General features: G+C 70.7%; 29 protein-coding genes and 1 tRNA gene. 14 read left to right on the top strand and 16 right to left on the bottom strand.

Annotation, left to right across the window (positions count from 1 at the left end; translation table 11 throughout):
• The first annotated feature begins 247 nt into the window (after positions 1-247).
• Positions 248-1,255 (top strand): hypothetical protein, encoded by a 1,008-nt coding sequence (locus ACZ6S4_RS21835; protein WP_465476689.1) that lies wholly within the window; start codon positions 248-250, stop codon positions 1,253-1,255.
• A gap of 379 nt (positions 1,256-1,634) precedes the next feature.
• Here the strand turns inward: ACZ6S4_RS21835 and ACZ6S4_RS21830 are convergent.
• Positions 1,635-1,707, bottom strand: a tRNA-Lys gene (locus ACZ6S4_RS21830).
• 156 nt (positions 1,708-1,863) lie between these two features.
• On the opposite strand from ACZ6S4_RS21830, the gene ACZ6S4_RS21825 reads away from it, so the two are divergent.
• The 3 genes from ACZ6S4_RS21825 (at position 1,864) to ACZ6S4_RS21815 (ending at position 5,112) form a co-directional block, all read left to right on the top strand.
• A complete protein-coding gene (locus tag ACZ6S4_RS21825) occupies positions 1,864-3,147 on the top strand; it encodes a L,D-transpeptidase (RefSeq protein ID WP_465476688.1) in 1,284 nt (427 codons plus the stop codon).
• A gap of 188 nt (positions 3,148-3,335) precedes the next feature.
• Complete coding sequence (locus ACZ6S4_RS21820; protein WP_465476687.1) at positions 3,336-4,559, top strand: L,D-transpeptidase; 1,224 nt, start codon at positions 3,336-3,338, stop codon at positions 4,557-4,559.
• A 97-nt stretch (positions 4,560-4,656) separates the two neighbouring features.
• Positions 4,657-5,112: a hypothetical protein gene (locus ACZ6S4_RS21815; RefSeq protein ID WP_465476686.1), complete on the top strand. Its 456-nt coding sequence runs from the start codon at positions 4,657-4,659 to the stop codon at positions 5,110-5,112.
• A gap of 49 nt (positions 5,113-5,161) precedes the next feature.
• Here the strand turns inward: ACZ6S4_RS21815 and ACZ6S4_RS21810 are convergent, their stop codons facing one another.
• Complete coding sequence (locus ACZ6S4_RS21810; RefSeq protein ID WP_465476685.1) at positions 5,162-5,527, bottom strand: nuclear transport factor 2 family protein; 366 nt, start codon at positions 5,525-5,527, stop codon at positions 5,162-5,164.
• 22 nt (positions 5,528-5,549) lie between these two features.
• Positions 5,550-5,921 carry a nuclear transport factor 2 family protein gene (locus tag ACZ6S4_RS21805; RefSeq protein ID WP_465476684.1) on the bottom strand — a complete coding sequence of 124 codons (372 nt, stop codon included), beginning with the start codon at positions 5,919-5,921 and terminating at the stop codon, positions 5,550-5,552.
• Between the two features lie 89 nt (positions 5,922-6,010).
• On the opposite strand from ACZ6S4_RS21805, the gene ACZ6S4_RS21800 reads away from it, so the two are divergent.
• Positions 6,011-7,000, top strand: coding sequence for an RNA polymerase subunit sigma-70 (locus ACZ6S4_RS21800; RefSeq protein WP_465476683.1), 990 nt, complete (start codon positions 6,011-6,013; stop codon positions 6,998-7,000).
• On the opposite strand, the gene ACZ6S4_RS21795 is transcribed toward ACZ6S4_RS21800, so the two are convergent.
• The 4 genes from ACZ6S4_RS21795 to ACZ6S4_RS21780 form a co-directional block, all read right to left on the bottom strand.
• Positions 6,951-7,301 (bottom strand): PRC-barrel domain-containing protein, encoded by a 351-nt coding sequence (locus ACZ6S4_RS21795; protein WP_465476682.1) that lies wholly within the window; start codon positions 7,299-7,301, stop codon positions 6,951-6,953. The genes ACZ6S4_RS21800 and ACZ6S4_RS21795 overlap by 50 nt on opposite strands.
• 41 nt (positions 7,302-7,342) lie before the next feature.
• Complete coding sequence (locus ACZ6S4_RS21790) at positions 7,343-7,774, bottom strand: response regulator (RefSeq protein WP_465476681.1); 432 nt, start codon at positions 7,772-7,774, stop codon at positions 7,343-7,345.
• 219 nt (positions 7,775-7,993) lie between these two features.
• Positions 7,994-8,344, bottom strand: a complete 351-nt coding sequence (locus ACZ6S4_RS21785; RefSeq protein ID WP_465476680.1) for a DUF2750 domain-containing protein — start codon at positions 8,342-8,344, stop codon at positions 7,994-7,996.
• Positions 8,345-8,416: 72 nt separating this feature from the next.
• The gene (locus ACZ6S4_RS21780; protein ID WP_465476679.1) at positions 8,417-8,890 is read right to left on the bottom strand and encodes a DUF2000 domain-containing protein; all 474 of its coding nucleotides are present in this window, start codon (positions 8,888-8,890) and stop codon (positions 8,417-8,419) included.
• A gap of 71 nt (positions 8,891-8,961) precedes the next feature.
• Between ACZ6S4_RS21780 and ACZ6S4_RS21775 the strand changes: the two genes are divergently transcribed.
• Entirely contained in the window at positions 8,962-9,429 is a 468-nt protein-coding gene (locus ACZ6S4_RS21775) for an Lrp/AsnC family transcriptional regulator (protein WP_465476678.1), read from the top strand.
• Here the strand turns inward: ACZ6S4_RS21775 and ACZ6S4_RS21770 are convergent.
• The gene (locus ACZ6S4_RS21770) at positions 9,410-10,033 is read right to left on the bottom strand and encodes a DUF2238 domain-containing protein (RefSeq protein WP_465476677.1); all 624 of its coding nucleotides are present in this window, start codon (positions 10,031-10,033) and stop codon (positions 9,410-9,412) included. The genes ACZ6S4_RS21775 and ACZ6S4_RS21770 overlap by 20 nt on opposite strands.
• Before the next feature lie 71 nt (positions 10,034-10,104).
• Here ACZ6S4_RS21770 and ACZ6S4_RS21765 point away from each other — a divergent pair, with 71 nt between their 5' ends.
• Together ACZ6S4_RS21765 and ACZ6S4_RS21760 are read left to right on the top strand one after the other, a co-directional pair.
• The gene (locus ACZ6S4_RS21765) at positions 10,105-10,590 is read left to right on the top strand and encodes a GNAT family N-acetyltransferase (RefSeq protein WP_465476676.1); all 486 of its coding nucleotides are present in this window, start codon (positions 10,105-10,107) and stop codon (positions 10,588-10,590) included.
• Positions 10,591-10,729: 139 nt separating this feature from the next.
• A complete protein-coding gene (locus tag ACZ6S4_RS21760; RefSeq protein WP_465476675.1) occupies positions 10,730-11,575 on the top strand; it encodes a hypothetical protein in 846 nt (281 codons plus the stop codon).
• Positions 11,576-11,693: 118 nt separating this feature from the next.
• Here the strand turns inward: ACZ6S4_RS21760 and ACZ6S4_RS21755 are convergent, their stop codons facing one another.
• The 5 genes from ACZ6S4_RS21755 to ACZ6S4_RS21735 all read right to left on the bottom strand — a co-directional run bounded on the left by ACZ6S4_RS21755 (position 11,694) and on the right by ACZ6S4_RS21735 (position 17,987).
• Complete coding sequence (locus ACZ6S4_RS21755) at positions 11,694-14,279, bottom strand: lipopolysaccharide biosynthesis protein (protein WP_465476674.1); 2,586 nt, start codon at positions 14,277-14,279, stop codon at positions 11,694-11,696.
• Between the two features lie 232 nt (positions 14,280-14,511).
• The gene (locus ACZ6S4_RS21750; RefSeq protein ID WP_465476673.1) at positions 14,512-15,018 is read right to left on the bottom strand and encodes a GrpB family protein; all 507 of its coding nucleotides are present in this window, start codon (positions 15,016-15,018) and stop codon (positions 14,512-14,514) included.
• A complete protein-coding gene (locus tag ACZ6S4_RS21745) occupies positions 15,015-16,118 on the bottom strand; it encodes a magnesium and cobalt transport protein CorA (protein ID WP_465476672.1) in 1,104 nt (367 codons plus the stop codon). Before ACZ6S4_RS21745 ends, ACZ6S4_RS21750 begins: the two co-directional genes overlap by 4 nt.
• Positions 16,119-16,265: 147 nt before the next feature.
• Positions 16,266-17,003 carry an ABC transporter permease gene (locus ACZ6S4_RS21740; protein WP_465476671.1) on the bottom strand — a complete coding sequence of 246 codons (738 nt, stop codon included), beginning with the start codon at positions 17,001-17,003 and terminating at the stop codon, positions 16,266-16,268.
• A 3-nt stretch (positions 17,004-17,006) separates the two neighbouring features.
• Positions 17,007-17,987, bottom strand: a complete 981-nt coding sequence (locus ACZ6S4_RS21735) for an ABC transporter ATP-binding protein (protein ID WP_465476670.1) — start codon at positions 17,985-17,987, stop codon at positions 17,007-17,009.
• Positions 17,988-18,049: 62 nt separating this feature from the next.
• Here ACZ6S4_RS21735 and ACZ6S4_RS21730 point away from each other — a divergent pair, with 62 nt between their 5' ends.
• The 3 genes from ACZ6S4_RS21730 (at position 18,050) to ACZ6S4_RS21720 (ending at position 20,758) form a co-directional block, all read left to right on the top strand.
• Positions 18,050-19,006, top strand: a complete 957-nt coding sequence (locus tag ACZ6S4_RS21730; RefSeq protein WP_465476669.1) for a helix-turn-helix transcriptional regulator — start codon at positions 18,050-18,052, stop codon at positions 19,004-19,006.
• A 107-nt stretch (positions 19,007-19,113) separates the two neighbouring features.
• A complete protein-coding gene (locus tag ACZ6S4_RS21725; protein ID WP_465476668.1) occupies positions 19,114-20,157 on the top strand; it encodes an amidohydrolase family protein in 1,044 nt (347 codons plus the stop codon).
• Positions 20,158-20,200: 43 nt separating this feature from the next.
• Positions 20,201-20,758: an NADAR family protein gene (locus tag ACZ6S4_RS21720; protein ID WP_465476667.1), complete on the top strand. Its 558-nt coding sequence runs from the start codon at positions 20,201-20,203 to the stop codon at positions 20,756-20,758.
• Here the strand turns inward: ACZ6S4_RS21720 and ACZ6S4_RS21715 are convergent.
• Together ACZ6S4_RS21715 and ACZ6S4_RS21710 are read right to left on the bottom strand one after the other, a co-directional pair.
• Positions 20,748-21,260 carry a GNAT family N-acetyltransferase gene (locus ACZ6S4_RS21715; RefSeq protein ID WP_465476666.1) on the bottom strand — a complete coding sequence of 171 codons (513 nt, stop codon included), beginning with the start codon at positions 21,258-21,260 and terminating at the stop codon, positions 20,748-20,750. The genes ACZ6S4_RS21720 and ACZ6S4_RS21715 overlap by 11 nt on opposite strands.
• Before the next feature lie 55 nt (positions 21,261-21,315).
• Positions 21,316-22,140, bottom strand: a complete 825-nt coding sequence (locus ACZ6S4_RS21710) for an ATP-binding protein (RefSeq protein WP_465476665.1) — start codon at positions 22,138-22,140, stop codon at positions 21,316-21,318.
• A gap of 125 nt (positions 22,141-22,265) precedes the next feature.
• On the opposite strand from ACZ6S4_RS21710, the gene ACZ6S4_RS21705 reads away from it, so the two are divergent.
• Complete coding sequence (locus ACZ6S4_RS21705) at positions 22,266-23,108, top strand: LLM class flavin-dependent oxidoreductase (protein WP_465476664.1); 843 nt, start codon at positions 22,266-22,268, stop codon at positions 23,106-23,108.
• A gap of 21 nt (positions 23,109-23,129) precedes the next feature.
• On the top strand, positions 23,130-23,618 hold the full coding sequence (locus ACZ6S4_RS21700) for an NUDIX hydrolase (protein WP_465476663.1): 489 nt from the start codon (positions 23,130-23,132) through the stop codon (positions 23,616-23,618).
• 57 nt (positions 23,619-23,675) lie between these two features.
• On the opposite strand, the gene ACZ6S4_RS21695 is transcribed toward ACZ6S4_RS21700, so the two are convergent.
• The gene (locus ACZ6S4_RS21695) at positions 23,676-24,224 is read right to left on the bottom strand and encodes a GNAT family N-acetyltransferase (RefSeq protein WP_465476662.1); all 549 of its coding nucleotides are present in this window, start codon (positions 24,222-24,224) and stop codon (positions 23,676-23,678) included.
• Positions 24,225-24,338: 114 nt separating this feature from the next.
• Here ACZ6S4_RS21695 and ACZ6S4_RS21690 point away from each other — a divergent pair, with 114 nt between their 5' ends.
• Entirely contained in the window at positions 24,339-25,865 is a 1,527-nt protein-coding gene (locus ACZ6S4_RS21690; RefSeq protein WP_465476661.1) for a family 20 glycosylhydrolase, read from the top strand.
• The last annotated feature ends 129 nt before the right edge of the window (positions 25,866-25,994 follow it).

Below are 25,994 nucleotides of genomic sequence, written 5' to 3'. Positions count from 1 at the left end.
ACCTGTACAGGTTGCACCCCACCTCCGTACGCGAACACCTGCAACGGCTTGGCCCCAAAGGCCGTCATGCAACCTCCAGGGCCCACCGCTGCCGCTGCTCGATGACTGTCCGGGCCGGTCAGGGAGAACCTCCGCTTCCAGAGCATGGTCGCCGGCCATCCTGGCCGGACGCCCGGCCCCGGCGCGGCCGGTGACCAACTGAATGACGAGGTAGCTAACCGAGCGCCTCGGCATCCAGGGAGATCGCATGCACCTGATCCGGAATTTGAGTGTCATCCTGACGGCCACCACCGCGGTGCTGGCCGCCGGCGTTCCCGGGGCGGCAACCGCTGCCCCGGCCGCCGGTGCCGCGCCGCCGCCCGGCACGGGACAGCTGATCCAGCTGAGATCCCTGGGCGGTCAGGGATCGTTCGCGGCCGGCCTGAACGAGCGCGGCGACCTGATCGGCGCGAGCGTCGACGCCGCGGGCAACCACGTGGCCGTGGTGTGGCCGCGCGGCGAGCGTTCGCCCACCGCTCTCGGCATCGACGGCGCGTGGCCGGTCGCTATCAACGAGAAGGGCCACATCGTCGGGTACGCCAAGGACGGCTTGTTCCAGTATCGCGACGGATCGGTCAGCTATCTGCGGCCACGTGCCGGGTCCTCGTTCTCGTCGCCCGTGATCAACGACGGAGACCAGGTCGCCGGAACTGTCACCGACCGGGCCGGCGTCACCCGCACCTTCCTGTGGCAGAACGGCCGCATGACGACGCTGCCCACCCCCAAGGGGATGAACAGCAGGGCCGTGGCCATCAACAACGAGGGTCAGGTCGTCGGCACTGTCACCCGGCCGGATGCCACCGAGCAAGCGGTGCTGTGGCAGCGCGGAAAGATGATCGAGCTGGGAACCCTGGGCGGGGCCGGCAGCATCCCCACGGCAATCAACGATCGCGGTCAGGTGAGCGGCAACAGCATCGTGGCCGAATTCGGCGACGGGCATCCGTTCCTGTGGCAGAACGGTCGGATGACCGACCTGCTGGCGGGCACGAGCGCCACCGCCGCCATGGTGGGGGACCTCAACGACGTCACCGGCACGACCTGGCCGGACCCGCAGGGTATGGCCATGCCGTTCCGCTGGAGCGACGGGCACACCACCCTGTTCCCCGAGCCGGCCACCGACATCGCGATCACCGTCATTGGCATCGACGGGCGCGGCATCGTCCACGTGGACCTGGAGACCTCGCAGTTCGGCACCATCGTGCTCCGCTCGGCCTGAGCCCGTACCCGGCGCGCCGCGCCCACCCGCCTCGGCAGGCGATGAGTATCTGGATGCCGTCGAGGACCAGGTCATGCACGCGGTAGCACCCGAAACCGTCCTCATCAACTTCGACGAACCACGCGCCGCGTGGCACGGATGAGGGCCCGACCGGGGCGTGGCCTACCCGATTCCGACAGGCGTGCGAGAGTGCGCTACCCCTCAGGCCGAGCGCACTTCGCGGCGACAGCCGGGCTGAAGTGGGCTATGAACGGCGATGACGGCCTGTGCCGGGGTGTATCAGTGTCTCCAGATCACGCATGGATCACTTATTCGTCTACAAGGGACGAAAATGGCCCTGACCAGACGTAAAACACCTGGTCAGGGCCATGATCAACTGTGCGCCGCGTAGGACTTGAACCTACAACCCGCGGATTAAGAGTCCGCTGCTCTGCCAGTTGAGCTAGCGGCGCTCGCTGACAACGCAGAAACATTAACACGGGGTTCCCGGGAGCCTGAAATCGGCACCCCCGCATGATCGTCTTGGCGAGTCCCACCGTCGGGATGACCCCTGGCGTTGCGCGGGTAGGGCAGGATGTGCCCGCGGAACGTGGGATCGAGGATCAAGGATGGTCAGCATGCGGCGCTCGCTCGTGGCGGTTGTGGCGTTGGTGGTGGTCACGCCGCTGGCGCTGGCTGCTTGCAGTGGTGATGAGGACAAGCCCACCCCTGCTGCCTGGGTCGGCGCCTCGCCGTCCGCCGCCGCTTCCGGTGGGGTGCCCGAGTCGGGTGTCGCCGAGTCCGGCCAGTCCGGCGGTTCCACCGGCGTCTCGCTCACTGTGACTCCGGCCACCGGTAAGAAGGACGTCCCGGTCAGCGCCGAGATCGGTTTCAAGGTCTCCGGCGGCAAGGTGACGACCGTCGCACTCAAGGATGCTTCCGGCAAGACAGTGGCCGGGGCGCTGCGCGACGACGGTTCGGCCTGGGTGCCGAGCAAGCCCCTCAAGACCAACAAGAAGTACGACGCCACGGTCACCGCTGTCGACTCCGCCGGTGGGACCAAGACCGCCAGCACCTCCTTCACCACCATGGGCAAGCCGGCCCGCAAGACCGGCACCGGCCTCTACCTCTTCGACGACCGCACCTACGGCGTGGCCATGCCGGTCGTGGTCGAGTTCAACCCGGGCATCAAGAAGAAGGACCGGGCCGCCGTCCAGAAGCGGATGTTCGTCAAGACCTCCCCGGAGCAGCCCGGCGCCTGGTCGTGGACCGCGAGCGGCACCCAGGCCTACTACCGCGCGCCGAACTACTGGAAGACCGGCACCGAGCTCAAGGTGCGCATCGCCGTCGGTGGCCTGCCGACCGGTGGCGGCCGGTACGGCGACCAGGACCGCGGCGCGACCGCCAAGATCGGCCGCAGCTTCGTCATGAAGGTCGACAACAAGACCAAGAAGATGACCGTGGTCCAGGACGGCAAGACCGTCCGTACGCTGCCGGTCAGTCTCGGCAAGAAGAGCACTCCCTCGTCGAGCGGCACGATGGTCATCATGGAGAAGAAGGCGGCCACCGTCTTCGACACCACCGCCGAGCTGGGCCCGGACGAGGGCTACCGCACCGAGATCGAGTACGCCCAGCGCATCACCTGGAGCGGCCAGTACGTCCACTCCGCGCCGTGGTCGGTCGGCTCGCAGGGCCGCCGGAACGTGTCGCACGGCTGTGTCAACGTGTCCCCGTCGAACGCCCGCTGGCTTTTCGACAAGACGCTGATCGGTGATCCGATCACCGTTCGGGGTACTGAGGACAAGCTCGACGCCGGTAACGGCTGGACGGCGTGGGACATGAGCTGGAAGGAATTCGTCAAGGGCAGCGCCCTGCCGGTGCCGGCCGAACTGGCCGCCCAGGAAGGCGCCTGAAACTTGAAGCGTAAAGTGGCTTCGGTCGCTTGAACCCGCGGCGCGGCGCCACCCTCCGGGCGCCGCGGCACGAAACCGGGATTGGTGGCCCGGCATTCATGGGGGAAGATGGGCGCCGGGACGACAGCGCGGTGAGAGGGATCATGGGACTTCGTGGAGAACGGTCGACGGGTGCGCGAGCGCTCCGGATGACCAGCCGGGCCGGGCGACGGCCGTGGCAGGTCGCCGTGGCGGCTCTGGCGACCGCGACTGTGCTGGTCACCGCCGGTTGCAGCGGTGACAAGGCCGAGACCCCCTCCTGGCAGGGCGGCGGGCCGGGCGACGCCGCGGCCTCGGGCGCCCCCTCACCGCAGCCCACGCTGAGCACGGTGGCGGTGACCTCGCCGGCGGCGGACGCCAAGGACGTCGAGGCGATCACCGAGATCAAATACGACACCGAGGACGCCGAGAACACCTCCGTCGAGGTCAAGGACGCCGACGGCGCCGAGGTCAAGGGCACGCTCGACAAGGACAAGAAGGTCTTCACACCGGCCAAGGCGCTCGGCTGGGGCAAGACCTACACGGTGACCGTCAACGGCACCCCTTCGGGCGACAAGGGCGGTTCCACCACCAGCACCTTCACGGTGATGAAGAAGCCGGCGAAGCTGGTCCGGGTGACGAGCTTCCTCGGTGACGGGAACGTCGTGGGCGTCGGCATGCCGATGATCGTCCGCTTCGGCCGCTCCGTCCCGGAGAAGTACCGCGACGACGTCCAGCGCCGCATGACGGTCACGGCGACGCCGGCCCAGGAGGGCATCTGGCACTGGACCAGCCCCACCGAGGTGCACTACCGCCCGAAGACGTACTGGAAGGCCTACACCAAGATCTTCTACAAGGTGCAGCTCGCCGGCGTGCCGATGGGCGACGGCTGGTATGGCCGCTCCGACCTGACCGTGGACCTCAAGGTCGGCCGCTCGTTCGTGATGACGGTCTCCAACAAGACCAAGAAGATGACCGTCACGCAGGACGGCAAGGTCGTCAAGACCATCCCGGTCAGCCTGGGCAAGAAGACCACCCCCTCCTCCAGCGGCACGATGGTCGTGATCGAGAAGAAGGAACACACCGTCTTCGACACGACCGACGAACTGCCCGAGGGCGAGGGCTACCGGACGAAGATCGACTACGCGCAGCGGATCACCTGGAGCGGCCAGTTCATCCACGCGGCGCCGTGGTCCGAGGGCGTGCAGGGCAAGCGGAACGTCTCACACGGCTGCGTCAACGTCTCGATGGCCATGGGCAAGTGGCTGTTCTCCCGCACGATGCTCGGCGACCCGATCACGGTCAGCGGCACCGAGGAGAAGCTGAAAAACGGCAACGGCTGGACGGACTGGAACATGAGCTGGGAAGACTACAAGAAGGGCAGCGCCATCTGAGCGCGCTGACAAACCGCGTGACGCGGGCCGGTCGGTTTCCGACCGGCCCGCGTGCCGTTTCCCCGGGGTACGCCCCCAGCGGCCTTACCCTGAGCCGATGCCACGATCACTGCCCGCTTTCACTCGGTCCGTCCTGATAGCCGGCAGCCTGATCGCCGGCGGCCTGGTCGGGGCGAGCATGATCGCCGCCTGTTCGAGCCCGTCCCCGGAGCCCGCCTCCGCCCCGCCGGCCAAATCGAGCAGCGCACCGGTCACCAGCGCCTCGGCACTCCCGGTCGACGAGCCGCCCGGCGCGATCGCCTGCGGCAAGGCCGTCCGCGCGGTCCGCGACGCCTCGCTGATGAACCCCGGCGTGGTCACCGACATCACCGCCGCCTCGGGAACGGCCGACGCCCCGGTCGCCGACGCGGCGCAGGCCCTGTCCGCCGCGTACACGAAGGCGGTGGCCGCCCACGACACCGACGCCGAACCGGACGCGGTGGCCGCGGTCAGCGCGGCGGCAGCGGAACTGGTCAAGATCTGCGGCGACTCAGGCCTGGAAACGGTCGGCTGACCCGAGCTGCGCGGGAGGGCAGGCTCCCAAGCAGGCGCCTGAGGACCGCTCAGACGACGCTCGCGTGGGCCGCGATGATGCGCCAGCCGTGCTCGTCGTCGTGCACCCACGTGCGGGTGTAGCGCATCCGGGCCTCGAACGGCGTGCCGTTGATGCTGCCGCGCAGGTCGCCCAGGAACCAGGTGATCCCGGTCCGCCCGGCGACCAGCACGGACAGCTCCTCCTCGTGCAGCGCGTCGATCACCTGCGTGCCGGTGCGGTGCACGCGCAGGTCGTCCTGTTTGCCGTAGAGCGTGCCGTCGGGCCCGGTGAAGACCAGCCGGTCGTCGAGCAGTTCGTCCAGCGCCGGGACGTCCGACGCCAGCTGGGCAGCCTGCAGGCGGCGTTCCGCCGTGCGCAACTCGTTCTCGTCCACCGGGTACCTCCTGCCGCTGACGCTAGGCCATGGCCTGCCTCGCGGTGGCGAAGGGGAGGCGGTCGAAGATGAAGCGGCTGTAGGTGATCCGGCCGTGCCGCACGGTCAGGCATTCGGCGCCGGGAGCGCTGGCCACGAGCGCGGAGCTGGTGTCGTACATCAGCAGGGCTTTGTCCTCGTCGCCGAAGGCGGCGATCAGGGTGGTGCTGATCAGCGACCGGGCGAACGGCGCGAGGAAGTCGCGGTAGGCGTCGCGGCCGGCGATCCGGCCGGCCGGTGCCTCGCAGATCAGGTCGTCCGCGACAAAGGTCAGGGCCAGCTCGACGTCCTTGCTCGTCCAGGCCCGGTGGTACGCCAGCGCCACGCGCAGGGCGGCACTCTCTTCTTCCGGCATCGGGGTTCCCTTCGGTTCGGTGCTCGGTCCCTTGTTGAGACACCGGGGCGGGGACGATCGGAACGGTCCGGGGATGAGATGCTGCGGGCGTGGACGGTACGGACTTCGGTGAGGTGGTCGAGCCGTACCGCGGTGAGCTGCTGGTGCACTGTTACCGGCTGCTCGGGTCGCTGAGCGATGCCGAGGACGCCCTGCAGGAGACGCTGGTGGCGGCGTGGAATGGGCTGGCGGGCTTCGAGGGCCGCTCCTCGCTGCGTACCTGGCTGTACACGATCGCGACCAACCGCTGTCTCAACCTCCGGCGCTCGGCCACCCGGCGTGTCCCGCCGGCGCCGAAACCTCCGTTCGAGCCACCCGAGCCGACCCGGCGCGACGCGGTGACCTGGCTGCAGCCGTGCCCCGACACCCTGCTGGAGCAGCTTCCCGACACGGCTCCCGGCCCGGAGGCGCGCTACGGCATGAAGGAGGCGGTGGAGCTCGCGTTCATCGCCGCGCTGCAACGGCTCCCGCCCCGGCAGGCCGCCGTCCTGATCCTGCGGGACGTTCTCGGGTATTCGGGCGCCGAGGTCGCCGGGATGCTCGCGACGACTCCCACGGTGGTGAAGGGCGTGCTGCAGCGGGCCCGCTCCGCGGTGGGCGACGGGCGGACGACGCCGCACGACGGCCGGCTGGCGCGACGCTTCGCGGACGCGTTCATGGCCGGTGATGTGGACACAGTCGTCGGGCTGCTGGTCGACGACGCCTGGCTGACCATGCCGCCGGCGCCGCACGAATATCAGGGTCCGGCCGCGATCGGGGCTTTCCTGCGGGCCAGCGACGCGTGGCGGGGGGCGCGGCAGCTGCTGCTCGTCCCGGCCGAGGTCAACACCCAGCCGGCTTACGCCTGCTATCTGGCCGAGCCCGGCGAGACGGTCGCGCGCCCGGCCGGCCTGCTGGCGCTGGCGGTACGCGGGGAGCACATCGCCGGGCTGACCCGCTTCCACGACAACGCCGCGCTTAGCCGCCTCGGACTCCTCGCCGCCGCCGGAGTCACTTCGGCTGGACGAGCCAGTTCCAGGCCCGGCGCAGACCGTCGGTGAAGGAGTCGTCCTCGCCGGCCTTGGCCATCGTCTCCTCGGTGGGCTCGTGCAGCTCAGCCGCGGGGACCGCCACGATGACACCGTGTTCGAAGAGGCCGTCGATCTGGGTCGCGGCGGCGTAGCGGTGGCCCTGCCCGGTCTTCACGACCAGGCCCTGGAAGATCTCGTCCCGGTCGTCGGAGAGGACGTGCGCGACCGTGCCCACCTTGTCGCCCGCGCGGTCGTAGACCGGCGTGCCGTCGGCGAGGACGAGGAAAGACTGCGGGGCCCCGAGGTCCTCGGGGGCGGTGTTGTCCGACATGGCTCTGCTCGTACCCCGCGGGGATGCGCGGTAACCGGCGGTCAGTCGCCCGGCGGGAGCAGCGCCACTTCGCGGTAGAAGCGGTCGATCGTCCGGACCGTCGCCTCGAACTCGTCCAGCCCGAACGGCTTGGTCACGTACGCGTTCGCCCGGTGCTGGTAGCTCGACGCGATGTCCGGCGCCGCGCCCGAGGTGGTCAGGATGACCACCGGGATGGTCTTCAGCCGCTCGTCGGTCTTGATCGCTTCCAGCGTCTCGCGGCCGTCCATGCGGGGCATGTTGAGGTCCAGCAGGATCAGATCGGGGCGCTGGGCGTCCTCGTACGGCGCCGTGCGCAGCAGGTAGTCGAGCGCCTCGCGCCCGTCCGCCACCCGGTTGACCGTCGTCTGCTGCTCGGAGCCCTCGAGCGCCTCTGAGATCATGAGGGCGTCGGCATCGTCGTCGTCGACAACGAGGATCTCGAGACTTCGCACCGCTACCCCTTTGTTTGCAGTTCGGCAAGCATAGGGGGTGCCGGGGTCCGGGGCCACCGGCCCACCCGACGATTGCCCGGTCGTGCCTAGGAGCCGTTGTCCGCTGGTGCGCGGACGTGCTGCGCGAGGCCGGTGGCCAGCGCGCCGAGGTCGCCGCCGAGCAGTGTGACGGCGGCGATGACGATCACCACGATCAGGCCGATGAGCAGGGCGTACTCCTCAGGGCAGCTCGGTGAACCACGCGGCGACCCGGTCGGGTGCCAGGTCGAAGCCGGTGGCGCGGGCGCCGGCCCAGTTGACCCCGACCAGCAGCCCGTCCTGCCGCAGGCCGGGCAGCCAGCTGTCCAGCCAGTCGGCCATCGGGATCTCCACCACGTCGAAGCCCCGGTACGCCGGCACGGCGCCGACCACGCGTTCGGCCCGCGAGGGCTTGGACCAGAACGGCATGGCCCGCCGGCCGGCCTCGTCCTCCGGAGCCGGGTAACCCGCGGCGTCCCGGATCGACCAGACCCGGCCCTCCCGGGGCGCCTCCCGGCGGAACGCCGCCGAATGGGCCGCACTGAGCGACATGCCGTCTCCCTCTGTCGGTAACCACCCCTATCGTCGCGTATTGGGGCTTTACCGGTGATTTGAACGGTCAAATCAAGCGAGCAGGCCCAGGCGGTGCACCAGCTTGTCGATCCGGTTGCGCGGACCGACCAGGCTGACCGCGTGGTACGCCAGCTCGGCGCCGGCAGTCTCCCCGACCTGGCGCAGGTACTCGTCGTACACCCGGGTGGCCTGGCCCTGGACCGGCATGTCGGCGACGAAGACGCCCAGCGAGTCGGCTGCCCGCGTACGGATCTCGGTGAGCCGGGCGACGGGCGCGCCCAGCACCGAGCAGCCCGCCCAGGGCAGGCCGGGGTGCACGGAGCCGTCGGCGTCCTTGGCGTCCGGCCCGAGCAGCCCGGTCACCGCCGCGGTCGTCGCCGCGGCGACGCAGATGGCCGCATTGGTGGCGCGGCCGGCGGGCAGCGCCTCGTCGACGACGATCACCCACTTGAGCCGGGCGGAGCGGGTGGGCTCGTCGGTACGGATCTCCTCGGGCTCGAAGCCCACCTGATTAATGCCGTTCATAGTGGCAAACGGTAGGCATCTGCACGGGTGCCTGACAAGGAACCCGCATTTAATCCGGCTATGCTGTCGTTATGGCACATCTGGACGAACTTGATACGGCGTTGCTGCGCGAACTGCAGATCGATGCACGGCGCACCAACCGCGACATCGCCGCCGCGGTCGGGGTCTCGCCGACCACCGCGCTGGACCGCACCCGGGCGCTGCGCGAGCGTGGCGTCATCCGGGGCGCCAGCCTCACCGTCGACCTGGCCGCGATCGGCCGGCCGGTGCAGGCGCTCATCGCGGTCCGGATCCGGCCCCCGTCGCGGCAGAACATCGAGGCCTTCCGGAACTGGGTGACCGCCCTGCCGGACACGCTCGGCGTCTTCGTCACCACCGGCTCGGAGGACTTCCTGATCCACGTGGCGGTGCCGGACAACGAGAGCCTCTATGCCTTTGTCATCGACCGGCTGACCGGGCACGCGCACGTGGCGGACGTGCGCACCTCCGTGGTCTACGAGCACCTGCGCAACGACCGGATCACTCCCGTGTCGTCCTGAGCCCGGTCAGCTGGCGGTCGTGCCGGCGCGAGAAGAGCAGCTGGCTCACGACCGCACCGCACAGCGCCAGGAACATGTCCCACTGGGTGTCCCACACGTCGCCCTGTGCGCCGAGGAAGTCGTCGGCCGCGCTGCCGCCGATCAGGGCCGACCACCACTCGAAGAACTCCCAGCACGCGCTCACCGCGAGCACCACGCAGACGACCAGCGCGAAGAGCCAGCCGCCGGGACGCAGCGGGGTGCGGCGCAGCAGGATCTCGCGGGCGATGATCGCCGGGGTGATGCCCTGGAAGAGATGCCCGAGCCGGTCGTACGGGTTGCGCTCCAGCGAGAACAGGTCCTGCACCCATTCCCCGGCCGGGACCTGGGCGTAGGTCCAGTGGCCGCCGATCATCAGGATCAGCGCCTGGGCCAGGATCAGCCGGTAGGCGAGCGGGGTCAGCGGGAAGCGCCGGTAGGTCAGCACCAGGACCGGGGCGGCGATCAGCGCCGGCAGCACCTCGAGCAGCCAGGTGCCGTAGGAGTACGGCCGGATCGCGGAGATCGCGAGAGCCAGAATCCCGGCGCCCAGCAGGACGGCCGGCTCGCGGCGTGCCTCAGTCATGCCGCGAATCCTGTCAGTGGGCCCGCCCCGACACCTGGGTACGCGAACTCAAGTCGCCCTAGGGTCGACGTATGTGGATCAGAGAGGCGACAGAGCAGGACTGGCCCCGGATCTATCCGTTCTGGTCGCAGATCGTGGAGGCCGGCGAGACGTACGCGTACCCGCTCGGGCTCGGCCCCGACGAGGCCCGGGCGTTGTGGATGGAGCAGCCACCCGGCCGCACCGTGGTGGCGGTGGAGGGTGACGAGATCCTCGGCTCGGCGAAGATGGGACCGAACCGGCCGGGTCGCGGCGCGCACGTCGCCACCGGCAGTTTCATGGTCGACCCGAGCCGACACGGCCGGGGCGTGGGCCGGGTGCTGGGTGAGCACGTCGTCGAGTGGGCCCGCGCCAACGGCTATCACAGCATCCAGTTCAACGCGGTTGTGCAGGTCAACGCCGTTGCGGTGCACCTTTGGCAGTCGCTCGGCTTCGTGATCATCGGCACCGTTCCGGAAGCATTTGATCATCAGTCGAAAGGACTAGTGGGCCTCCACGTAATGGTTAAAAAGCTATAAATTGTCCCGAAACGCCTCCAAATCCCGTAGTGAGCGGCAAATCGCCCATAACCTCTCTTTCGTCAGGCCAGCCCTCGGCCTGACGACGAACTAGTTTCGGAGGAATGGGATGAACAAGTCTCGGCGTATCGGAGCCCTCGTGGCCGCCACCGTCGCTTCGGTCGGCATGGCGTCGCTGGTGGCCCCCACCGCTGCGGAAGCGGCACCGCGGGGACCGCAGCCCGTCTCCAACTTCGTGCAGCGCGTCCGGGCCCACACCGACACCTGGGTCAGCATCCGCTGGCAGACCGACCGTCGCATCTGTGACGCCCAGGTCTGGGTGAGCGGCCGGCGCGTCGACGTCGACTACCCGCGCAACGCCCGCTCGACGTCCTTCTCGCGGGGCGACTCGCTGCGCCCGGGGCGCACCGACTTCACCGCGTTCCGCGTGAACGCGGACTTCGACCGCTCCGGCGTGGCGCTGCTGCGCGCCACCCTCGTGTACGACAACTGCGGCCGCTTCGACCGCCCCGTGCGCCGCACCTTCGGGATCGCCATGCCGGTGGTCGCGTACCGCCCGGGCAACGGTGGCCCGATCGGTGGCGGCAACGGCCACGGTAACGGCAACCACGGCGGCGGCAACGGTCACCAGGGCGGCGGCAACGGCCACCAGGGCGGCAACGGCCACCAGGGCGGCAACGGCCACCAGGGCGGCAACACCGGCGGCAACACCGGCGGCAACACCGGCGGTGGCACCAACACCGGCGGCGGCACGAACACGGGTGGCGGCACGAACACGGGTGGCGGCACGAACACGGGTGGCGGCACGAACAACGGTGGCGGCAACAACACCGGTGGTGGCAACAACGGCGGTGGCAACAACACCGGCGGCGGCACCAACAACGGTGGCGGCACGAACAACGGTGGCGGCAACAACACCGGTGGTGGCAACAACGGTGGCGGCAACAACACCGGCGGCCCCAACCACGGTGGCGGACACCGCTGACGTCCGGCTCACTGAAGTGACGCGCGGGTGGCCGTCCGGCCACCCGCGCGTTTCCCTTTTCCGGAGCTGATTACGCGCGGCCGGCGGGGGCGGCCGGCCGCGCGTAAGTCCTCATCCCTCAGCGGGTCGCCATGATGAGCCCGGCCGGGTCGGTGCAGACCAGCTCCAGCGCCCGGGCCACCACGGCCGGGTCGTACGTCGAGGCGTGGAACGTCGCCTCCAGGTGCAGCACCCCGCCCATCTCGGACGTGGTGAGCGTGATGCCCTCCGGCCCGTTGAGCGTCGGCACGCTCTGGTTGACCCGGCTCGCGGCCTCGACGGCCCAGGGCAGGTCGGCGAGCACGTCGTGCCGGCCCTGGTTGCTGAACGTCAGCCGGGGCCGCGGCTCGATCGCCACCTCCGACGGGTACGCGTCCGGCAGGCCCGGCGCGCCGGCCACCGCGATCTTGCCCTCGCGCAGCAGCATCATGGTCAGGATCCGGCCGGTGGCCAGTTCCGCCTTGAGCGTCGTGTGGATCGCCTGCGGGTCGGTCAGGCTCGGCGGGCTCAGGAACGGGCCCATGCAGAAGTTGCTGTCGATGCTGACGCCCTGGTCCACGTAACGCCGGGCGTCGGCCAGGAACGTGCCGCCGGACAGGTCCGGGTTCAGACCCAGCTCGCGCAGCGCCGCCGTGAACGCCGCGAACGTGATCGCCGAGGTGGTGACGCCGGGCGCGTACTGGTCGCGCCACGTGCGCATCTTGCCGAGCACCTCCGCCGAGCGGGCGGTCTCCACCGTCAGTCCCGGCGTCCACGGCCGCGTCGGCGACTCCTGCGGGTGCGGCGGCCGCGCGAAGCTCAGCCCCTGCTTCCACCGGCCCGGCTTGGTGCCGAACTGCTTCCACCAGGCCTTCGGCAGCGCCCACCGGTGCCGGACGGACGGGGCGATCTGCGCGGCCCGTTCCTCGCCGGCCGCCCGGACCAGCTCGCGGAGCAGCGTGTTCACCGGGCCCGCGTCGCCGTACGCGTGCGCCACCTTCATGGCCACGTACCCGCCGCCGGCCAGGATCCGCACCGGGTGGTGACCGCGCGGCTCGGCCTGCAGCTCGCGGGTCATCGCGTCGAAGTCGGCCGGCCCGTCACCGAGGTCGGTGACCGCCTCCCGGACGTAGGCCGCGAACGCGGCCGCGTCCATGTGCAGCCACTTGGCGCCGGCGCGGTCGAGACGCGACACCGCCCGGTGGGTCGGGTCGGCGGCGTGCAGGCCGATCAGGGCGGTCCGCAACCGCTCGGCGGTCACCCCGGTCAGCGGGCCGACGGTACGGATGTACTCCAGCGGCAGCCAGGCGCGTTCGCGCAGAGTCAGGCTGGTGGTCGACATGATGTTCTCCTCCAGGGGCGGGCGGGCGAGGACGACCCGCAGCACGGTCGGCGCGACGAGCACCATCTCGGCGGCCATCACCACTGCCACCCAGGTGACGAGTTCGGTGAGGCTGCCACGGCTGCCGCCGTACCAGGCGGCGACGAGCTCGGCGATGCCGGCGAAGACCGAGAAGATGCCGGCGCCCCGGACGCGGCCCTGCACCCGGGAGATCGCCAGGAAGAAGTGGTGGAAGACGAACGGCACGTAGGTCAGCGCCAGGATCATCAGCGCGGTGCCGGCCGACTCGGCGTAGCTCGCCCCGAACAGGCCCATGATCGGCTTGGCGAAGAAGACCACGATCAGCGAGACCGGCAGGCCGCCACCGAGACAGATGAGCAGGCCCATCCGCACCTTGGAGCGCAGCGCGGCCTTGTCGCCGCTGGCCACCGCGAACAGCGTCAGCGCCACGTTGCCGGGCACCATCGCCAGGAAGGACAGCACCATGAACGCGGTGTAGAAGGACGCGTTCGCCTCGGCCGACAGCACCGCGGTGACGACCAGGGGCAGTGCCGCGCGCGGTAGGTAGGTGGCCAGGTTCAGCAGGTTGTGGTCGAACGTCGCCCGGCCCCGGCCGCGGAGCAACGACACGCGCGGGCGTACCGAATCGACCATGCCCTTGCGCCGCAGCCTGCGGCCCAGGATCACCACCGAGAGCACCATCCCGGCGATCCAGGTGAGCAGCAGTTCGCCGCCGGTCAGGGTGAGCGGCAGCACGGCGAGCACGCCGAGCAGCACCAGCTTCACCACCGAGAACCAGGCGTTGCGCATCAGCTGCAACGGCCCCTGCAGGAGCCCGACCAGGGCCTCGTCCAGGACCAGCGTCATCGCGTTGAGCGCGATGCCGAAGACCAGCAGTACGGTGGCGGCCGTGCTGCCGAGCGCGTTCTGCAGGCCGGGGACGGCCAGGTGGGCGAGCGCGACGTAGATCAATCCGCCCAGCGTCGCGGCGCTGCCGGCGACCAGCAGGCAGGTGGAGATCAGTTCCCACTTGCGGCCACGCAGCGCGGGCAGGTCGGAGATCAGCATGGTGCCCATGCCGAACATGCCGATCGTGCCGATCAGCGTCATCGCGGAGACCGCCGCCGACGCCTGGCCGACGGCCTCGGCCGGTGCGGTACGCGCGGCCAGCCACCAGTACGCGAAGCCGAACAGCGAAGTGATCGCCGTCGTGGCCATCAGCGAACCGGCGTTCAGGAACAGGTCCAGATGCCCGCGCAGAACGGTGACCAGGCCACCACGACCCGGACCCTCCGGTCCCGGATCCAGGCTTTCCGGCACGACCTCGGTGACCGTACTTTCCACTACTACCGCCCCCAGTGCAGTGATCGAATCCAAACGGTAGTTACCCGTAGTATTCGACTGCCACGGCAGAGTGGTGCACACTCCGCACACTGTCCGGAGTGGAGAACCTGCGGACCGGGGGACGGGTCCGGGACGTTCGGTGGATCTTTGAGGCGCCTGGGACCTCAGGCGTTATGCCTGGTCACAGCCGTAACGTCCGATGCCGGGAGCGAGCCGGAACCAGGCGGGGCGCCTATTCCTCCCAGACCGGCACGGAGGGTAAACCCCGCTCGGCGCGGGCCGCGTCGGTGAGCTCCTGGATCAGCTCGGTCTTACCCCGCGTGTACGCGTCCCCCGGCCCGAACTTGTCCATCAGCTCGCGCTTGAGGGCGGCGTAGCGGTCCCGGTCGGCGGGATGGGCGAGCAGGTAGTCGCGCAGCAACCGCTCGTTGCGCACCGGCCAGCTCTCCGCCGTGACGACGTGCAGGTGGTACGCCGTGCTGTCGTAGTCCTCACGCCGGAAGAAGAGGCGCTGCGGCATGTCGGTCGGCACCCGGCGGTAGCCGAACGTTCCGAGCGCGCTGGTGTTGACGTCGTCGAGGTCCTCGAGGCTGGCCATCAGGTCGATCACCGGTTTGGCCGGCAGCCCGGGCACGGCGGTGCTGCCGACGTGCTCGACCGCCAGGAACAGCGGGGCCAGCACGACACAGGCCTGCCGGCCCAGGTCGGCCCACCGCTGGTCCGGCTCCGCGATCGTCACAGCCAACCCACCTTCTTCAAGCGCCGGTGCAGCACCACCGCGGCCCCGGCCATCAGCAGCAGCACGCCCGCGTAGCCGTATCTCCAGCCCAGCTCGGGCATGAACTCGAAGTTCATCCCGTAGATGCCGGCGATGGCGGTCTGCACGGCGGCGATCGCGGCCCACGACGCGATCTTGCGCATGTCATTGTTCTGGTCCACCGACACCTGCGCCAGCCGGGCCTGCAGGATCGAGTTCAGCAGATCGTCGAAACCGGCGACCCGGTCCACCGCCCGGTTCAGCCGCCCCCGCACATCCACCAGGTACGGGTACAGCCCCGCCGGTACGACGTCGCGGTCGAGCAGCCGCTGTAACGGCTCCTGCAGCGGCAGCACCGCCCGCTTGAACTCCACCATCTCGCGCTTGAGCTGGTAGATGTGCGCGATGTCGGGCGGCTTGCTGGCGGAGAAGGAGATCTCCTCCAGCGCCTCGAGGTCGTGCTCCACGTGCGCGGCGACCTCCAGGTAGAGGTCGACCATGCGGCTGCTGACCGCGTACGCGACTGCCCACGGCCCCTCGGCCAGCAGGGCGGGCCGCTGCTCCAGCTCCTGGCGGACCGGCCGCAGCGCGCCCGCGGCCCCGTGCCGCACGGTGATGACGAAGCGGTCCCCGATCAGCACGGTGACGTCGCCGGTGTCCACCACCTCGGAGCTCTCGGTCAGCTCCTCGTGCTCGACGTAGCGCGCGGTGCGCAGCACGAGCCGGGTGACCTCGCCGATCACCTCGGCGGCGGGCCGGTGCCCGGCCGCGGCGGCCTGTTCGGCGGTGAGCTCGTGCAGTCCGAAGACCCGGGCGATCGCGGCCATCGTGGGCTCGTCCGGCTCGTGCAGCCCGAGCCAGACGAACGCGTCCTTCTGCCGGTGCGCCTGCCGGACGGCGTGCGCGTAGTGCAGCTGTCCGGGCCGGCGCGCACCAGCGTGATACACGGCACAGTCGACGACGGCGTCGGGATTGCTGCGCCTCTGCTCCGGCTCGGCGGGCACCGGGCGGGTCAGGCCCTCGATGAGCCGGCCGAGCGTACGCGGAAGGGAGCGCGTCTCGCGCCGCCGCAATCCGAACATCCGCGGTTCCCCCATCGATCGCCGGTCGTCCGGGATGACGGTAACGGTTGACCGCCCGCTTACGCCGCACCGTGTGCCCGTACCGGGTTCGGATCCTGCACCGGCGCGGGCCGGGCCGGCTCGGGGAGTCCGGCCCGGCCGCCCGGATCAGGCCGAGCGACGCATCGCCCGGGTGCCGACCAGCAGGCCGAACGCGCCCACCACGGCCGCCGCGATCGCGCCGGTCACGGTCGTCGACGCCCAGACGTCGCCGTTGAACAGGGCCCGTTCCGCGTCGACCACGTAGGTCAGCGGGTTCCACTTCGACAGTGCCTGCAGCCAGCCCGGCCCGGCCTCGACCGGCAGCAGCATGCCCGCGAGCAGCAACAGCGGGAACAGCAGCGTCTGCTGCACGGTCCAGAAGAGCCACTCCTGGTTCTTCGCCGCCAGCGCCAGCGTGTACGACAGCGAGCCGAGTCCCAGGCAGAAGACGGACAGGATGACCAGACCCAGCAGCGCGCCGCCGAGGTGCAGGTCGAAACCGAACGGCAGGCAGATCGCCACGATGATCGCGGCCTGCACGACCACCGGCACGATCTCCTTGAGCGCGCGCCCGATCAGCAGTGCGGGCCGGCGCAACGGGGTGACCAGCATCCGCTCGTGGGACCCGGTCTGGATCTCGAAGAGCAGGTTGGAACCGGTCATCGAGGTGCCGAACAGGCACGACATCACCACGATGCCGGGCACGAACCACTGCAGGCTCAGATCGTCGGGCAGCAGCGGCGCGAACAGGCCCAGGAAGACCAGCGGCTGGACCATCGAGAAGACGACGGTGAACGGGTTGCGCAGGACCGGCCGCAGCTCGCGGCTGAAGACCACGGCGGTGTCGGTGACGAGATTGGTCATGACTCAGGCCTCCACGAGAGCGGGTGCGGTTTCCTCGGTGTCCCCGGCCGACCGGGCGGCGCCGCCCTCGCGCAGGCTGCGGCCGGTCAGCTGGAGGAAGACGTCGTCGAGCGTGGCCCGCCTGACCTCGATCTCGGCCGGGGGCAGCCCCCAGGCGCGCAGATCGTCGAGCAGGCCGGTGACCAGCCGGGGAGCCCCGGCGACGGAGATGGTCACCTCGGTGCCGTGCCGGTGGGACTTGTGCGGGACGCGGGCCGCGGCCGCCGCCGCGTCGGTCTCGTGCTCGAAGCCCAGCACGATCCGGTCGCCGACGTGCTCGTCCTTGAGCCGGGCCGGGGTGTCGTCGGCGATGATCCGGCCGTGGTCGATCACGATGACCCGTTCCGCCATCGCGTCCGCCTCGTCGAGGTAGTGGGTGGTCAGCACGATCGTGGTGCCGTACCGCTCGCGCAGCTCGACGATGTGCTCCTGCAGGTTGGCCCGGTTCTGCGGGTCCAGCCCGGTCGAGGGCTCGTCGAGGAAGAGCAGCTCGGGAGCGTGGATCAGGCCCATCGCGATGTCCAGGCGGCGGCGCTGGCCGCCGGAGAGCGTCGACACGGTCCGGTCGGCGACCTCGCCGAGGTCGAGCGACTCGATCAGCTCGGCGGCGCGCCGCCGGGCGTCGGCGACTTTCATCCCGTACGCGCGACCCTGGCTGATCAGCTCGTCGCGACCGCGCTGGCTGTGCGCGGCGCCGTTGCCCTGACCGATGTAGCCGATCCGGTGGCGTACCTCGCGTTGCGCGCGGACCACGTCGTGGCCGGCGACCCGGGCGGTGCCGGAGGTCGGCGGGATCAGCGTGGTGAGCATGCGCAGGGTGGTCGACTTGCCGGCGCCGTTCGGGCCGAGCAGCGCGACCAGCTCACCCGGGGCGACGGTGAGGTTGATCCCGCGTACCGCCTGCACGTCCTTGAAGTGCCTGGTCAGCTCGTGTGTCTCAATCATGGGCATCACGCTAGGAGCAGATGCGGCCACTTTCTGACCGCAATCGACGGCAAACTGATGACATGGCGAACACGAGTGCCCGGATGCTGCGGCTGCTCTCCCTGCTGCAGACCCACCGCTACTGGCCCGGCACGGAGCTGGCGGACCGGCTGGAGGTCAGCCCGCGGACCCTGCGCCGCGACGTCGACCGGTTGCGCGAGCTCGGCTATCCCGTCGACGCGGCCCGCGGCGTCGCCGGCGGCTACCAACTGCAGGCGGGCGCGGCGGTGCCACCGCTGCTGCTCGACGACGAGGAGGCGGTCGCCATCGCGGTCGGGCTGCGCACCGCGGCGGCCGGGGCGGTGGCCGGCTTCGAGGAGACCTCGGTGCGGGCCCTGGCGAAGGTCATCCAGCTGCTCCCGCCCCGGCTGCGCAAGCGCATCGACGCGTTGCAGGCGGCGACCGCGCCCGGGGTCTTCGGCGGCGGCCCGACCCTGGACGCCGCCAGCCTGACCACGATCGCGCTCGCCTGCCGCGGCGAGGAGCGACTCCGCTTCGCCTACACACCCCGCGAAGGCGCCGGATCCTCCCGCTACGTCGAACCGCACCGCCTCGTCTCGCTCGGCCGCCGCTGGTATCTGGTCGCCTGGGACCTCGACCGCGGTGACTGGCGCAGCTTCCGGATCGACCGGCTGACCGCGCCGCAGCTGACCGGCGCCCGCTTCCGCCCCCGAGAGATCCCCGGCGGCGACCCGGTGGCCTGGATGCGCTCCCGGCTGGCGGCGGTGCCGAGCCGCTACGACGTGTCGGTCGTCATCGGCCGGCCCGCGCCGGAGGTGCAGAGCTTCGTGGGCCAGTGGGGCACGGCGGAGCCGGTGTCGGCGGCGAGCTGCCGGCTGCGGATGAACGTGGACGACCTCGGCTGGCCGGTCATGGTGCTGGGCATGCTGGGCGCCGACTTCACAGTGGAGTCACCTCCGGAATTGCGCGATCAGGCCCGCGCAGCAGGCGAAACCCTGCTGCGCGGAGCCGATCGGTAGCTGGACGGATCGGCGCCCCCGTGGCGCCGATCCGCACGAGAAACCTATCGACCGGGTACGACACTTTTTCGCGTCGCCGGCGGCCGAAACGGTCCTAGGCTGCCGGTATGACTGTCCTCAGAGTCCGGGGCACGGCCGTGGCGACCGGCGAACCCGTCGACCTCTACGCCGACGGCGACCGCTGGACCACCGACCCGGTGCCGGAGGCCGAGATCGTCCCCACCGGCTGGCTGCTCCCGGGCCTGGTCGACGCGCACACCCATCCCGGCTTCGAGGAGGTCGGCGGCCCGCTGGACCACCGCGTGCTCCGCGACCACCTGCACCAGCATGTCGACAGTGGAGTGACGCTGATCCGGGCGCCCGGACTGGCCGGTGACCCGCCCGACTGGTTCGGCACCGATCCGGACGTGCCGCGCGCGGTGCATGCCGGCCCGTGGATCGCCCGGCACGGCGACTTCTTCGACGGCTGGGGCCGCCGCGCCACCCACACCGAACTGCCCGGGCTCGCCGCGGCGCAGGCCGCCCGCACCGGCTGGGCGAAGCTCATCGCCGACTGGAAGAGCGACGCGGACCACATCCCGGCCGACGTGCTGCGCGCGGTCGTCGAGCAGGTCCATGCCGTCGGCGGCCGCGTGGCTGTGCATTCCCAGCAACGATCCGGCGGTACGGCGGCAGTCGAGGCCGGCGTCGACTCCCTGGAACACGGCACCTGGCTCGACACCGAGTTGCTGACCCGGATGGCCGCCCAGGGCACCGCGCTCACCCCGACGTTGTCGGTGCTGCTCAATGGCGTACCGGTGGTCACCGCCCGCCCGGACAGCGAGTTCCGCAGCTGGTGGCTGGCCGGCGTGGCCGCGCACCCGGCGACCGTCGCGGCCGCGGCCGAGGCCGGCGTGACGCTGCTGGCCGGTACGGACTCCCTGCCGCACGGCCGCATCGCCGACGAGGTGCGCGCCCTGGCCGGGGCCGGGGTCAGCGCGCACGACGCGATCGGCGCCGCGTCCTGGACCGCCCGCGCGTACCTCGGCCTGCCGGGCCTGGAAGCCGGCGCACCGGCCGACGCGGTGGTCTATGCCGAGGACCCGCGCACCGACCTGGACCAGCTCGGGCATCCGCTCGCGGTGATCCTGCGCGGTCGCCGGATCCGGTGAAACCCGGCTGAGAATGTCGGTGGTGACCGGCATACTTCCGGTCGTGAACCAGGTGCCGGAAACCGTCGACGACGTCATCGAGCTGGCCCGCTCCGGCCGGCGGCTGAAATATGTCCTCTTCTGGGGCCACCGGCCACAGCGCGACGGCAGCATCGGCACCGGCTGCCTGAGCCAGTGGTGGCCGTCGGCGTTCACTGTGGACGGTGTCCGGTTCAGCTCGGCGGAGCATTACATGATGTGGCGCAAGGCGCTGCTCTTCGGCGACGAGGAGACCGCCCGGCTCATCGTCGCGGCGAGCCACCCCCGCCAGGCCAAGATGCTGGGCCGCCGGGTCCGCGGCTTCGACGAGCAGACCTGGGTCCAGCACCGCTGGTCCATCGTCACGCAGGCCAGTGTGGCGAAGTTCGGCCAGCGTCCCGAGCTGCGCGACTTCCTGGTCGGCACGGGGGAGCGGATCCTCGTCGAGGCCAGTCCCACTGACCGGATCTGGGGCATCGGACTGACCGCCACCGACGAGCGGACGGCCGACCCGGCCCAGTGGCAGGGGCTCAATCTGCTCGGCTTCGCCCTGATGGCGGCCCGCGAGCAGCTCAGGGGATGAGCTTGCGCATCCGCCAGGTCCACACGTCGTCCTCCGGGCCGGCGCCGTAGGCCTTGCGCTTGCCCAGCTGTTCGAAGCCGCGCGCCCGGTAGAACGGGATGCCCTTGATGTTGTCCACGACCACGGAGGCCCACAGCTCCTCGGCGCCGGCCTCGGTCACCTGCTCGATGACTCTGTTCAGCAGCAGGGTGCCGAGCCCGCGCCCGCGTTCGGCCGGGTCCAGATAGATGACGAAGAGCTCTCCGACGCCCGGCGCGGTCGTGCCACCACCGGCCGCGCCGAGCACCCGGCCGTCTTCCTCGACGACCTGGTAGCCCAGCCAGCCGGGCGGGCTCGCGGCGACCTCCCCGGCCACCCGCTCCGGGTCGTAGAACTCGGCGATGACCCGTTCGACGTAGTCGCCGGGCACCAGGCCGGCGTAGGTGTCCCGGTAGGCGTCGGTGCAGATCCGGCAGATGGCCGCCACGTCGCCGGCGGTGGCGTCTCGGACACTCGCGTTCATGCGAGGCAGGTTAACCCGGCCGCGACCGGCCCGCCGGTCAGCACCGGCCCGCCGGTCACCACCGGCGGCGGTGGCCCGCGCGGTCACGGACCGTGGCCCAGACCATCTTGCCGCCCGCGGTCGGGATGGCACCCCAGGCCACCGAGTCGAGGTGCACCACGCGCAGGCCGTGCCCGCGCTCGTTGAGCGGCAGGCCCGGCTCCACCGGGCAGGGGTCGATGATCTGCGGCAGGGTGGGGTCGCGGTCCCGGACCGCCAGGTGCAACGCGGTGCCGCGACGCGAGATCGACACCTCCATTTCCGTACGGGCGTGCTCGACCGCGTTGGCGACCAGCTCGGAGAGCACGGCCCGGCCGGGGTGCAGCAAAGGGGCGAGGTTCCAGGCGTGGCAGGCGCCGCCGACAAGATTGCGCGCGACGCCGGGCGAGACGGGCGAGGGTGGCAGCCGCATCCGGACCACGTCGGTCAGCGGGCGGCTGCCGGTGAGCGACTCGCGGGCCTCCGCGACCGAGGCGAACAGGGGCAGGTAGCGCTGGGCACCGATCTGGCCCAACCGATGCGCGAGCGGCGACTCGGCCGGCAGGCAGAGTGCGAGCCGGGCCGGCGGATCGGCGGCTGCGGCGGCCTGGGTGGCGGACAACCACACCGGCACGCTGTCGGTCGCCGGGTCCGTCACGCCGGACACGTCGATGAGGATCGCGGCGGGACTCTCGGCCAGGCAACGGCCGATCTCCAGGGCCACCGTGGCGCCCAGCTGCGGATGCCAGTCGCCGCGTACCGCGATGTCGATGACCGCCCCGTCCACGTCCGCGGTGACCGACACCTGGGCGCGGTCCCCGTCGAGCGCGGGCAGGAACAGGTACGGAGGGTTCTCCTCCATGGACTCGGCTCCTCAGTCGACACGTCGGTCCGGGTATCAGGCAGTCTCGGCCGCTGTCCGCTGCCGGTCAACGAAGCTCACCCGTACGGGTGCAATCGGTCGCCTCCGCCAGGGAGGATGGGCGGGTGACCGGACTAGGTGCCATCTTCCTGCCCCAGAATCCGCCCGAGCGGCTGCGGAGCATCGCCCGCGCCGCTGACGAGGCCGGCCTCGAACAGCTCTGGCTGTGGGAGGACTGTTTTCTGAACAGCGGTGTCGCGGCCGCCGCGGCCGCGCTGGCCTGGACGACGAGGCTGCGGGTCGGTATCGGCATCCTGCCGGCGCCGCTGCGCAACGTGGCCCTGACCGCGATGGAGGTCGCCACGCTGCACCGGATGTTCGGCGACCGCGCGATCGTCGGCGTGGGGCACGGCGTGCAGGAGTGGATGGCCCAGGTCGGCGTCAAGGCGGCGTCGCCGATGACCATGCTGCGGGAGCAGGTCACCGCCCTGCGGGAACTGCTGCACGGCGAGACCGTGACCACCGAGGGCCGCTACGTGCGGCTGGCCGAGGTCAAGCTCGACTGGCCGCCGGAGCAGCCACCGGCGCTGCTCATCGGCGCGACCGGTCCCAAGACTCTGCAACTCTCGGGTGAACTGGCCGACGGCACGATCCTGACCGGCGGCACCTCCCCGGAGGGCGTCCGGGCGGCCCGGGAGCACATCGGCGGCGCGGACGGCCACCAGCTCGTCGTCTTCCTGCCGGCTGCGTTCGGTCCCACGGCGGCTGACCGCATGGCCCGCCAGCAGGAGCGCTACGGCATGGACTTCCCGGGAGTGGCGGGCGACGCCCAGGCGGTGGCGGCGACGGTCGAGCGCTTCGCCAAGGCCGGGGCGACCACGGTGGTTCTCCAGCCGACGGTGGACGACCCGGACCCGGAAGCGTTCGTCCGGGCCGTGGCGACAGAGGTACGCCCCCTGGTCGGCTGACCCTGCACTATCTTGTCCGACATGCCCATTTCGCCATACCTTCACAGCCTGCGCGAAGTCGTCGGCCACCGGATGCTGCTGCTGCCAGGCGTCACAGCGGTCGTCTTCGACGACGCGGGCCGGCTGCTGCTGGGCCAACGCGCGGACAACGGCACCTGGGCACTCATCGCGGGCACGATGGACCCGGGCGAGCAGCCGGCGGAGACGGTCGTCCGAGAGGTGTACGAGGAGACGGCTGTGCACGTGGTCCCGGAAAGGATCACCAGCGTGCTGACCCAGCCGCCGAACACGTACCCGAACGGCGACGAGACGGAGTTCGTCGACATCACGTTCCGCTGCCGGGCGGTCGGCGGGGAGGCCCGGGTGAACGATGACGAGTCGCTGGCGGTGGGCTGGTTCGAGCTGGGCGACCTGCCCCCGATCAACGACCTGAACCGCCGGCGTATCGAATACGCATTGATGCCCGGTGCGGACGCGTGGTTCAGCGCCCCGGCCGTCCACCAGCCCTGACCTGCGGCGCTGCGGCCGTTCTCCTCCCGGCCGGTCCTCGCCGGGCCCTTTGTGGTTTCAGAGTGGGCGGGCTCGCACGTGGTCGTCGTGCCAGACGTCGCCGACCAGGAACTTCTTCGTGCCGATGATCTCGAAGCCGTGTTTCGCGTAGAACTTGGCCGCCCGCTCGTTGCGCTGGTTGACGCCCAGCCAGCAGAGCCGCGCCCCGGTCGCCGCGGCGGCCTCGAGCGTCGCCGTCATCAGCTTCGCGGCAATGCCGGAGCCGTGGTTCCGCGCGGCGACATAGAACTTGCTGAGTTCGATCGCCGGCGCCGCAGTCGAGTCGTCGGCGGAACGGACCACGGCCGCCAGTTCTGGATCCTGGATCGGGCCGCCGATCAGCATCGCGTACCCGACCGCCTCGCCGGCGTCCTCGGCCAGCAGCAGGATCCGCGCCGGGTCGGCCAGATATTTCTCGAAGCTCGCCAGAGCGAGATGCTCGGCGATGAAAGCGTCGATGTCGGTCTGAAGCGTGCCGGGCGGGGTAGCCAGACCGAAGGTGTCAGCCGCAAGCCGGTGCAGCTCAGCCGCGTCCACCGGGACCGCGCGCCGGATGGTGATCGCCATGGCGTCACGATAACGGCGGCGTGACGCGGGCCATCGGGGCGTCCCGAAACTGGAAAGAGGGTTTAGAGTCGTGCCGACCGACCGATCGACGGTCCGGAACGGGAGGATGAAGCGGTGAGCGAACCGGCATTCCAGCGCAGAGGCCTCGGCGACGTGATCCCGGTGCCGGCCGAGGTGCGGCCCGACCCGGCCGCCGACTTCACGATCGGCGACGGTACGGCGATTCGCACGGCGCCCGGTTCCGCGGAGGCCCGCCGGATCGGTGAGTACCTCGCCGCGCTGCTGCGCCCGGCCACCGGGTACGCACTGCCGGTCGGTGAGTACTCCGGTGAGATCGTCCTGCTGCTCGACCCCGCCCCCGACCTCGACGCGGATGGCGATTTCGATGGCGCCTCGGACGAAAGTTACCGGCTTGAGGTCAGCGCGTCCGGTGTCACGGTGCGGGCTGCCGCGGCGGCTGGGCTGTTCGCCGCCGTGCAGACGCTGCGGCAGCTGCTGCCCGCCGCGATCGATGCGGTCGCCCCGCAGCAAGGCACGTGGGTGGTGCCCGGCGGAGAGATCGTCGACCGCCCCCGGTTCCCGTACCGCGGCGCGATGCTCGACATCGCCCGGCACTTCTTCACCGTCGCCGAGATCAAGGCGTACATCGACTCGCTGGTCCAGTTCAAGATCAATCACCTGCATCTGCACCTGACCGATGACCAGGGCTGGCGGCTGGAGATCGACGGCTGGCCCCGGCTCACCGAGGTCAGCGGCGGCGAAGGCACGGGCGTGGACGGCGCCGGGCCGGGCTTCCTGACCCGCGCGGACTACACCGAGCTGGTCGGCTATGCGGCCGACCGGTTCGTGACGATCGTGCCGGAGATCGACATGCCGGGACACGTGAACGCGGCGCAGGTCGCGTACCCGGAGCTGACCGCGGACGGCGTGGCGGTGACCCCCCGCACCGACATGGAGGTCGGCTACAGCTCGCTGGTCGCGGACAAGGAAGAGACGTACGCGTTCGTCGAGGACGTCATCCGCGAGGTCGCGGCGCTGACCCCGGGCCCGTACCTGCACATCGGCGGCGACGAGGCCCAGGCCACGACGGCGGAGGACTACCGCACGTTCATCCAGCGGGTGCTGCCGCTGGTCGCCAAGTACGGCAAGCGCGTCGTCGGCTGGCACGAGATGGCGGGCGTGGAGCTCCCGGAAACAGCGATCGCCCAGTACTGGCGAATCGAAGCAACCGACGAGGGCACCGCCCGCGCAGCCGCCAACGGCAGCAAGGTGATCATGTCCCCGGCGGACCGCACCTACCTGGACATGAAGTACACCCCGGAAAGCAAGCCCGGCCTGGACTGGGCAGGCGTGATCAACGTCGAACGGTCATACGACTGGGACCCGGCAGACCGCCTCCCGGGCGTATCAGAGCAACACCTCCTCGGCGTCGAGGCGCCGCTGTGGTCGGAAACGCTGCGCAGTCTCACGGACGTGCAGACGATGACATTCCCGCGCCTGCCGGCCGTCGCGGAGATCGGCTGGTCCCCGCGGACCACCCACGACTGGGAGTCGTTCCGGCAGCGGCTGGCGGCTTTCGGTCCCCGCTGGCGTAATCAGGACATCGCCTTCCATGCGTCTCCGGAGATTCCCTGGACGTAGGCCGACCGCACCTCGGGCCACGACGTCCGGGGCGAAGCCGGACGTCATGGTCCGTGAGCGGCGGCAATAGGCGGGCTTGGGAGATGGGTCCCGCTCTGCGGTGGGTCCCGCTCAGCGCGGCAGGGTGCT

The sequence above is a fragment of the Actinoplanes sp. NPDC051405 genome (assembly GCF_055586185.1).
This window is presented reverse-complemented; position numbering and strand designations above follow the sequence as displayed.

Bases quoted from the DNA above. Each gene is read 5' to 3' on its own strand.
- ACZ6S4_RS21835 (WP_465476689.1), top strand. From the start codon at position 248: ATGCACCTGATCCGGAATTTGAGTGTCATCCTGACGGCCACCACCGCG.
- ACZ6S4_RS21825 (WP_465476688.1), top strand. From the start codon at position 1,864: ATGGTCAGCATGCGGCGCTCGCTCGTGGCGGTTGTGGCGTTGGTGGTG.
- ACZ6S4_RS21820 (WP_465476687.1), top strand. From the start codon at position 3,336: ATGACCAGCCGGGCCGGGCGACGGCCGTGGCAGGTCGCCGTGGCGGCT.
- ACZ6S4_RS21815 (WP_465476686.1), top strand. From the start codon at position 4,657: ATGCCACGATCACTGCCCGCTTTCACTCGGTCCGTCCTGATAGCCGGC.
- ACZ6S4_RS21805 (WP_465476684.1), bottom strand. From the start codon at position 5,921: ATGCCGGAAGAAGAGAGTGCCGCCCTGCGCGTGGCGCTGGCGTACCAC.
- ACZ6S4_RS21795 (WP_465476682.1), bottom strand. From the start codon at position 7,301: ATGTCGGACAACACCGCCCCCGAGGACCTCGGGGCCCCGCAGTCTTTC.
- ACZ6S4_RS21785 (WP_465476680.1), bottom strand. From the start codon at position 8,344: ATGTCGCTCAGTGCGGCCCATTCGGCGGCGTTCCGCCGGGAGGCGCCC.
- ACZ6S4_RS21780 (WP_465476679.1), bottom strand. From the start codon at position 8,890: ATGAACGGCATTAATCAGGTGGGCTTCGAGCCCGAGGAGATCCGTACC.
- ACZ6S4_RS21775 (WP_465476678.1), top strand. From the start codon at position 8,962: ATGGCACATCTGGACGAACTTGATACGGCGTTGCTGCGCGAACTGCAG.
- ACZ6S4_RS21770 (WP_465476677.1), bottom strand. From the start codon at position 10,033: ATGACTGAGGCACGCCGCGAGCCGGCCGTCCTGCTGGGCGCCGGGATT.
- ACZ6S4_RS21765 (WP_465476676.1), top strand. From the start codon at position 10,105: ATGTGGATCAGAGAGGCGACAGAGCAGGACTGGCCCCGGATCTATCCG.
- ACZ6S4_RS21745 (WP_465476672.1), bottom strand. From the start codon at position 16,118: ATGTTCGGATTGCGGCGGCGCGAGACGCGCTCCCTTCCGCGTACGCTC.
- ACZ6S4_RS21740 (WP_465476671.1), bottom strand. From the start codon at position 17,003: ATGACCAATCTCGTCACCGACACCGCCGTGGTCTTCAGCCGCGAGCTG.
- ACZ6S4_RS21735 (WP_465476670.1), bottom strand. From the start codon at position 17,987: ATGATTGAGACACACGAGCTGACCAGGCACTTCAAGGACGTGCAGGCG.
- ACZ6S4_RS21730 (WP_465476669.1), top strand. From the start codon at position 18,050: ATGGCGAACACGAGTGCCCGGATGCTGCGGCTGCTCTCCCTGCTGCAG.
- ACZ6S4_RS21725 (WP_465476668.1), top strand. From the start codon at position 19,114: ATGACTGTCCTCAGAGTCCGGGGCACGGCCGTGGCGACCGGCGAACCC.
- ACZ6S4_RS21715 (WP_465476666.1), bottom strand. From the start codon at position 21,260: ATGAACGCGAGTGTCCGAGACGCCACCGCCGGCGACGTGGCGGCCATC.
- ACZ6S4_RS21710 (WP_465476665.1), bottom strand. From the start codon at position 22,140: ATGGAGGAGAACCCTCCGTACCTGTTCCTGCCCGCGCTCGACGGGGAC.
- ACZ6S4_RS21700 (WP_465476663.1), top strand. From the start codon at position 23,130: ATGCCCATTTCGCCATACCTTCACAGCCTGCGCGAAGTCGTCGGCCAC.
- ACZ6S4_RS21695 (WP_465476662.1), bottom strand. From the start codon at position 24,224: ATGGCGATCACCATCCGGCGCGCGGTCCCGGTGGACGCGGCTGAGCTG.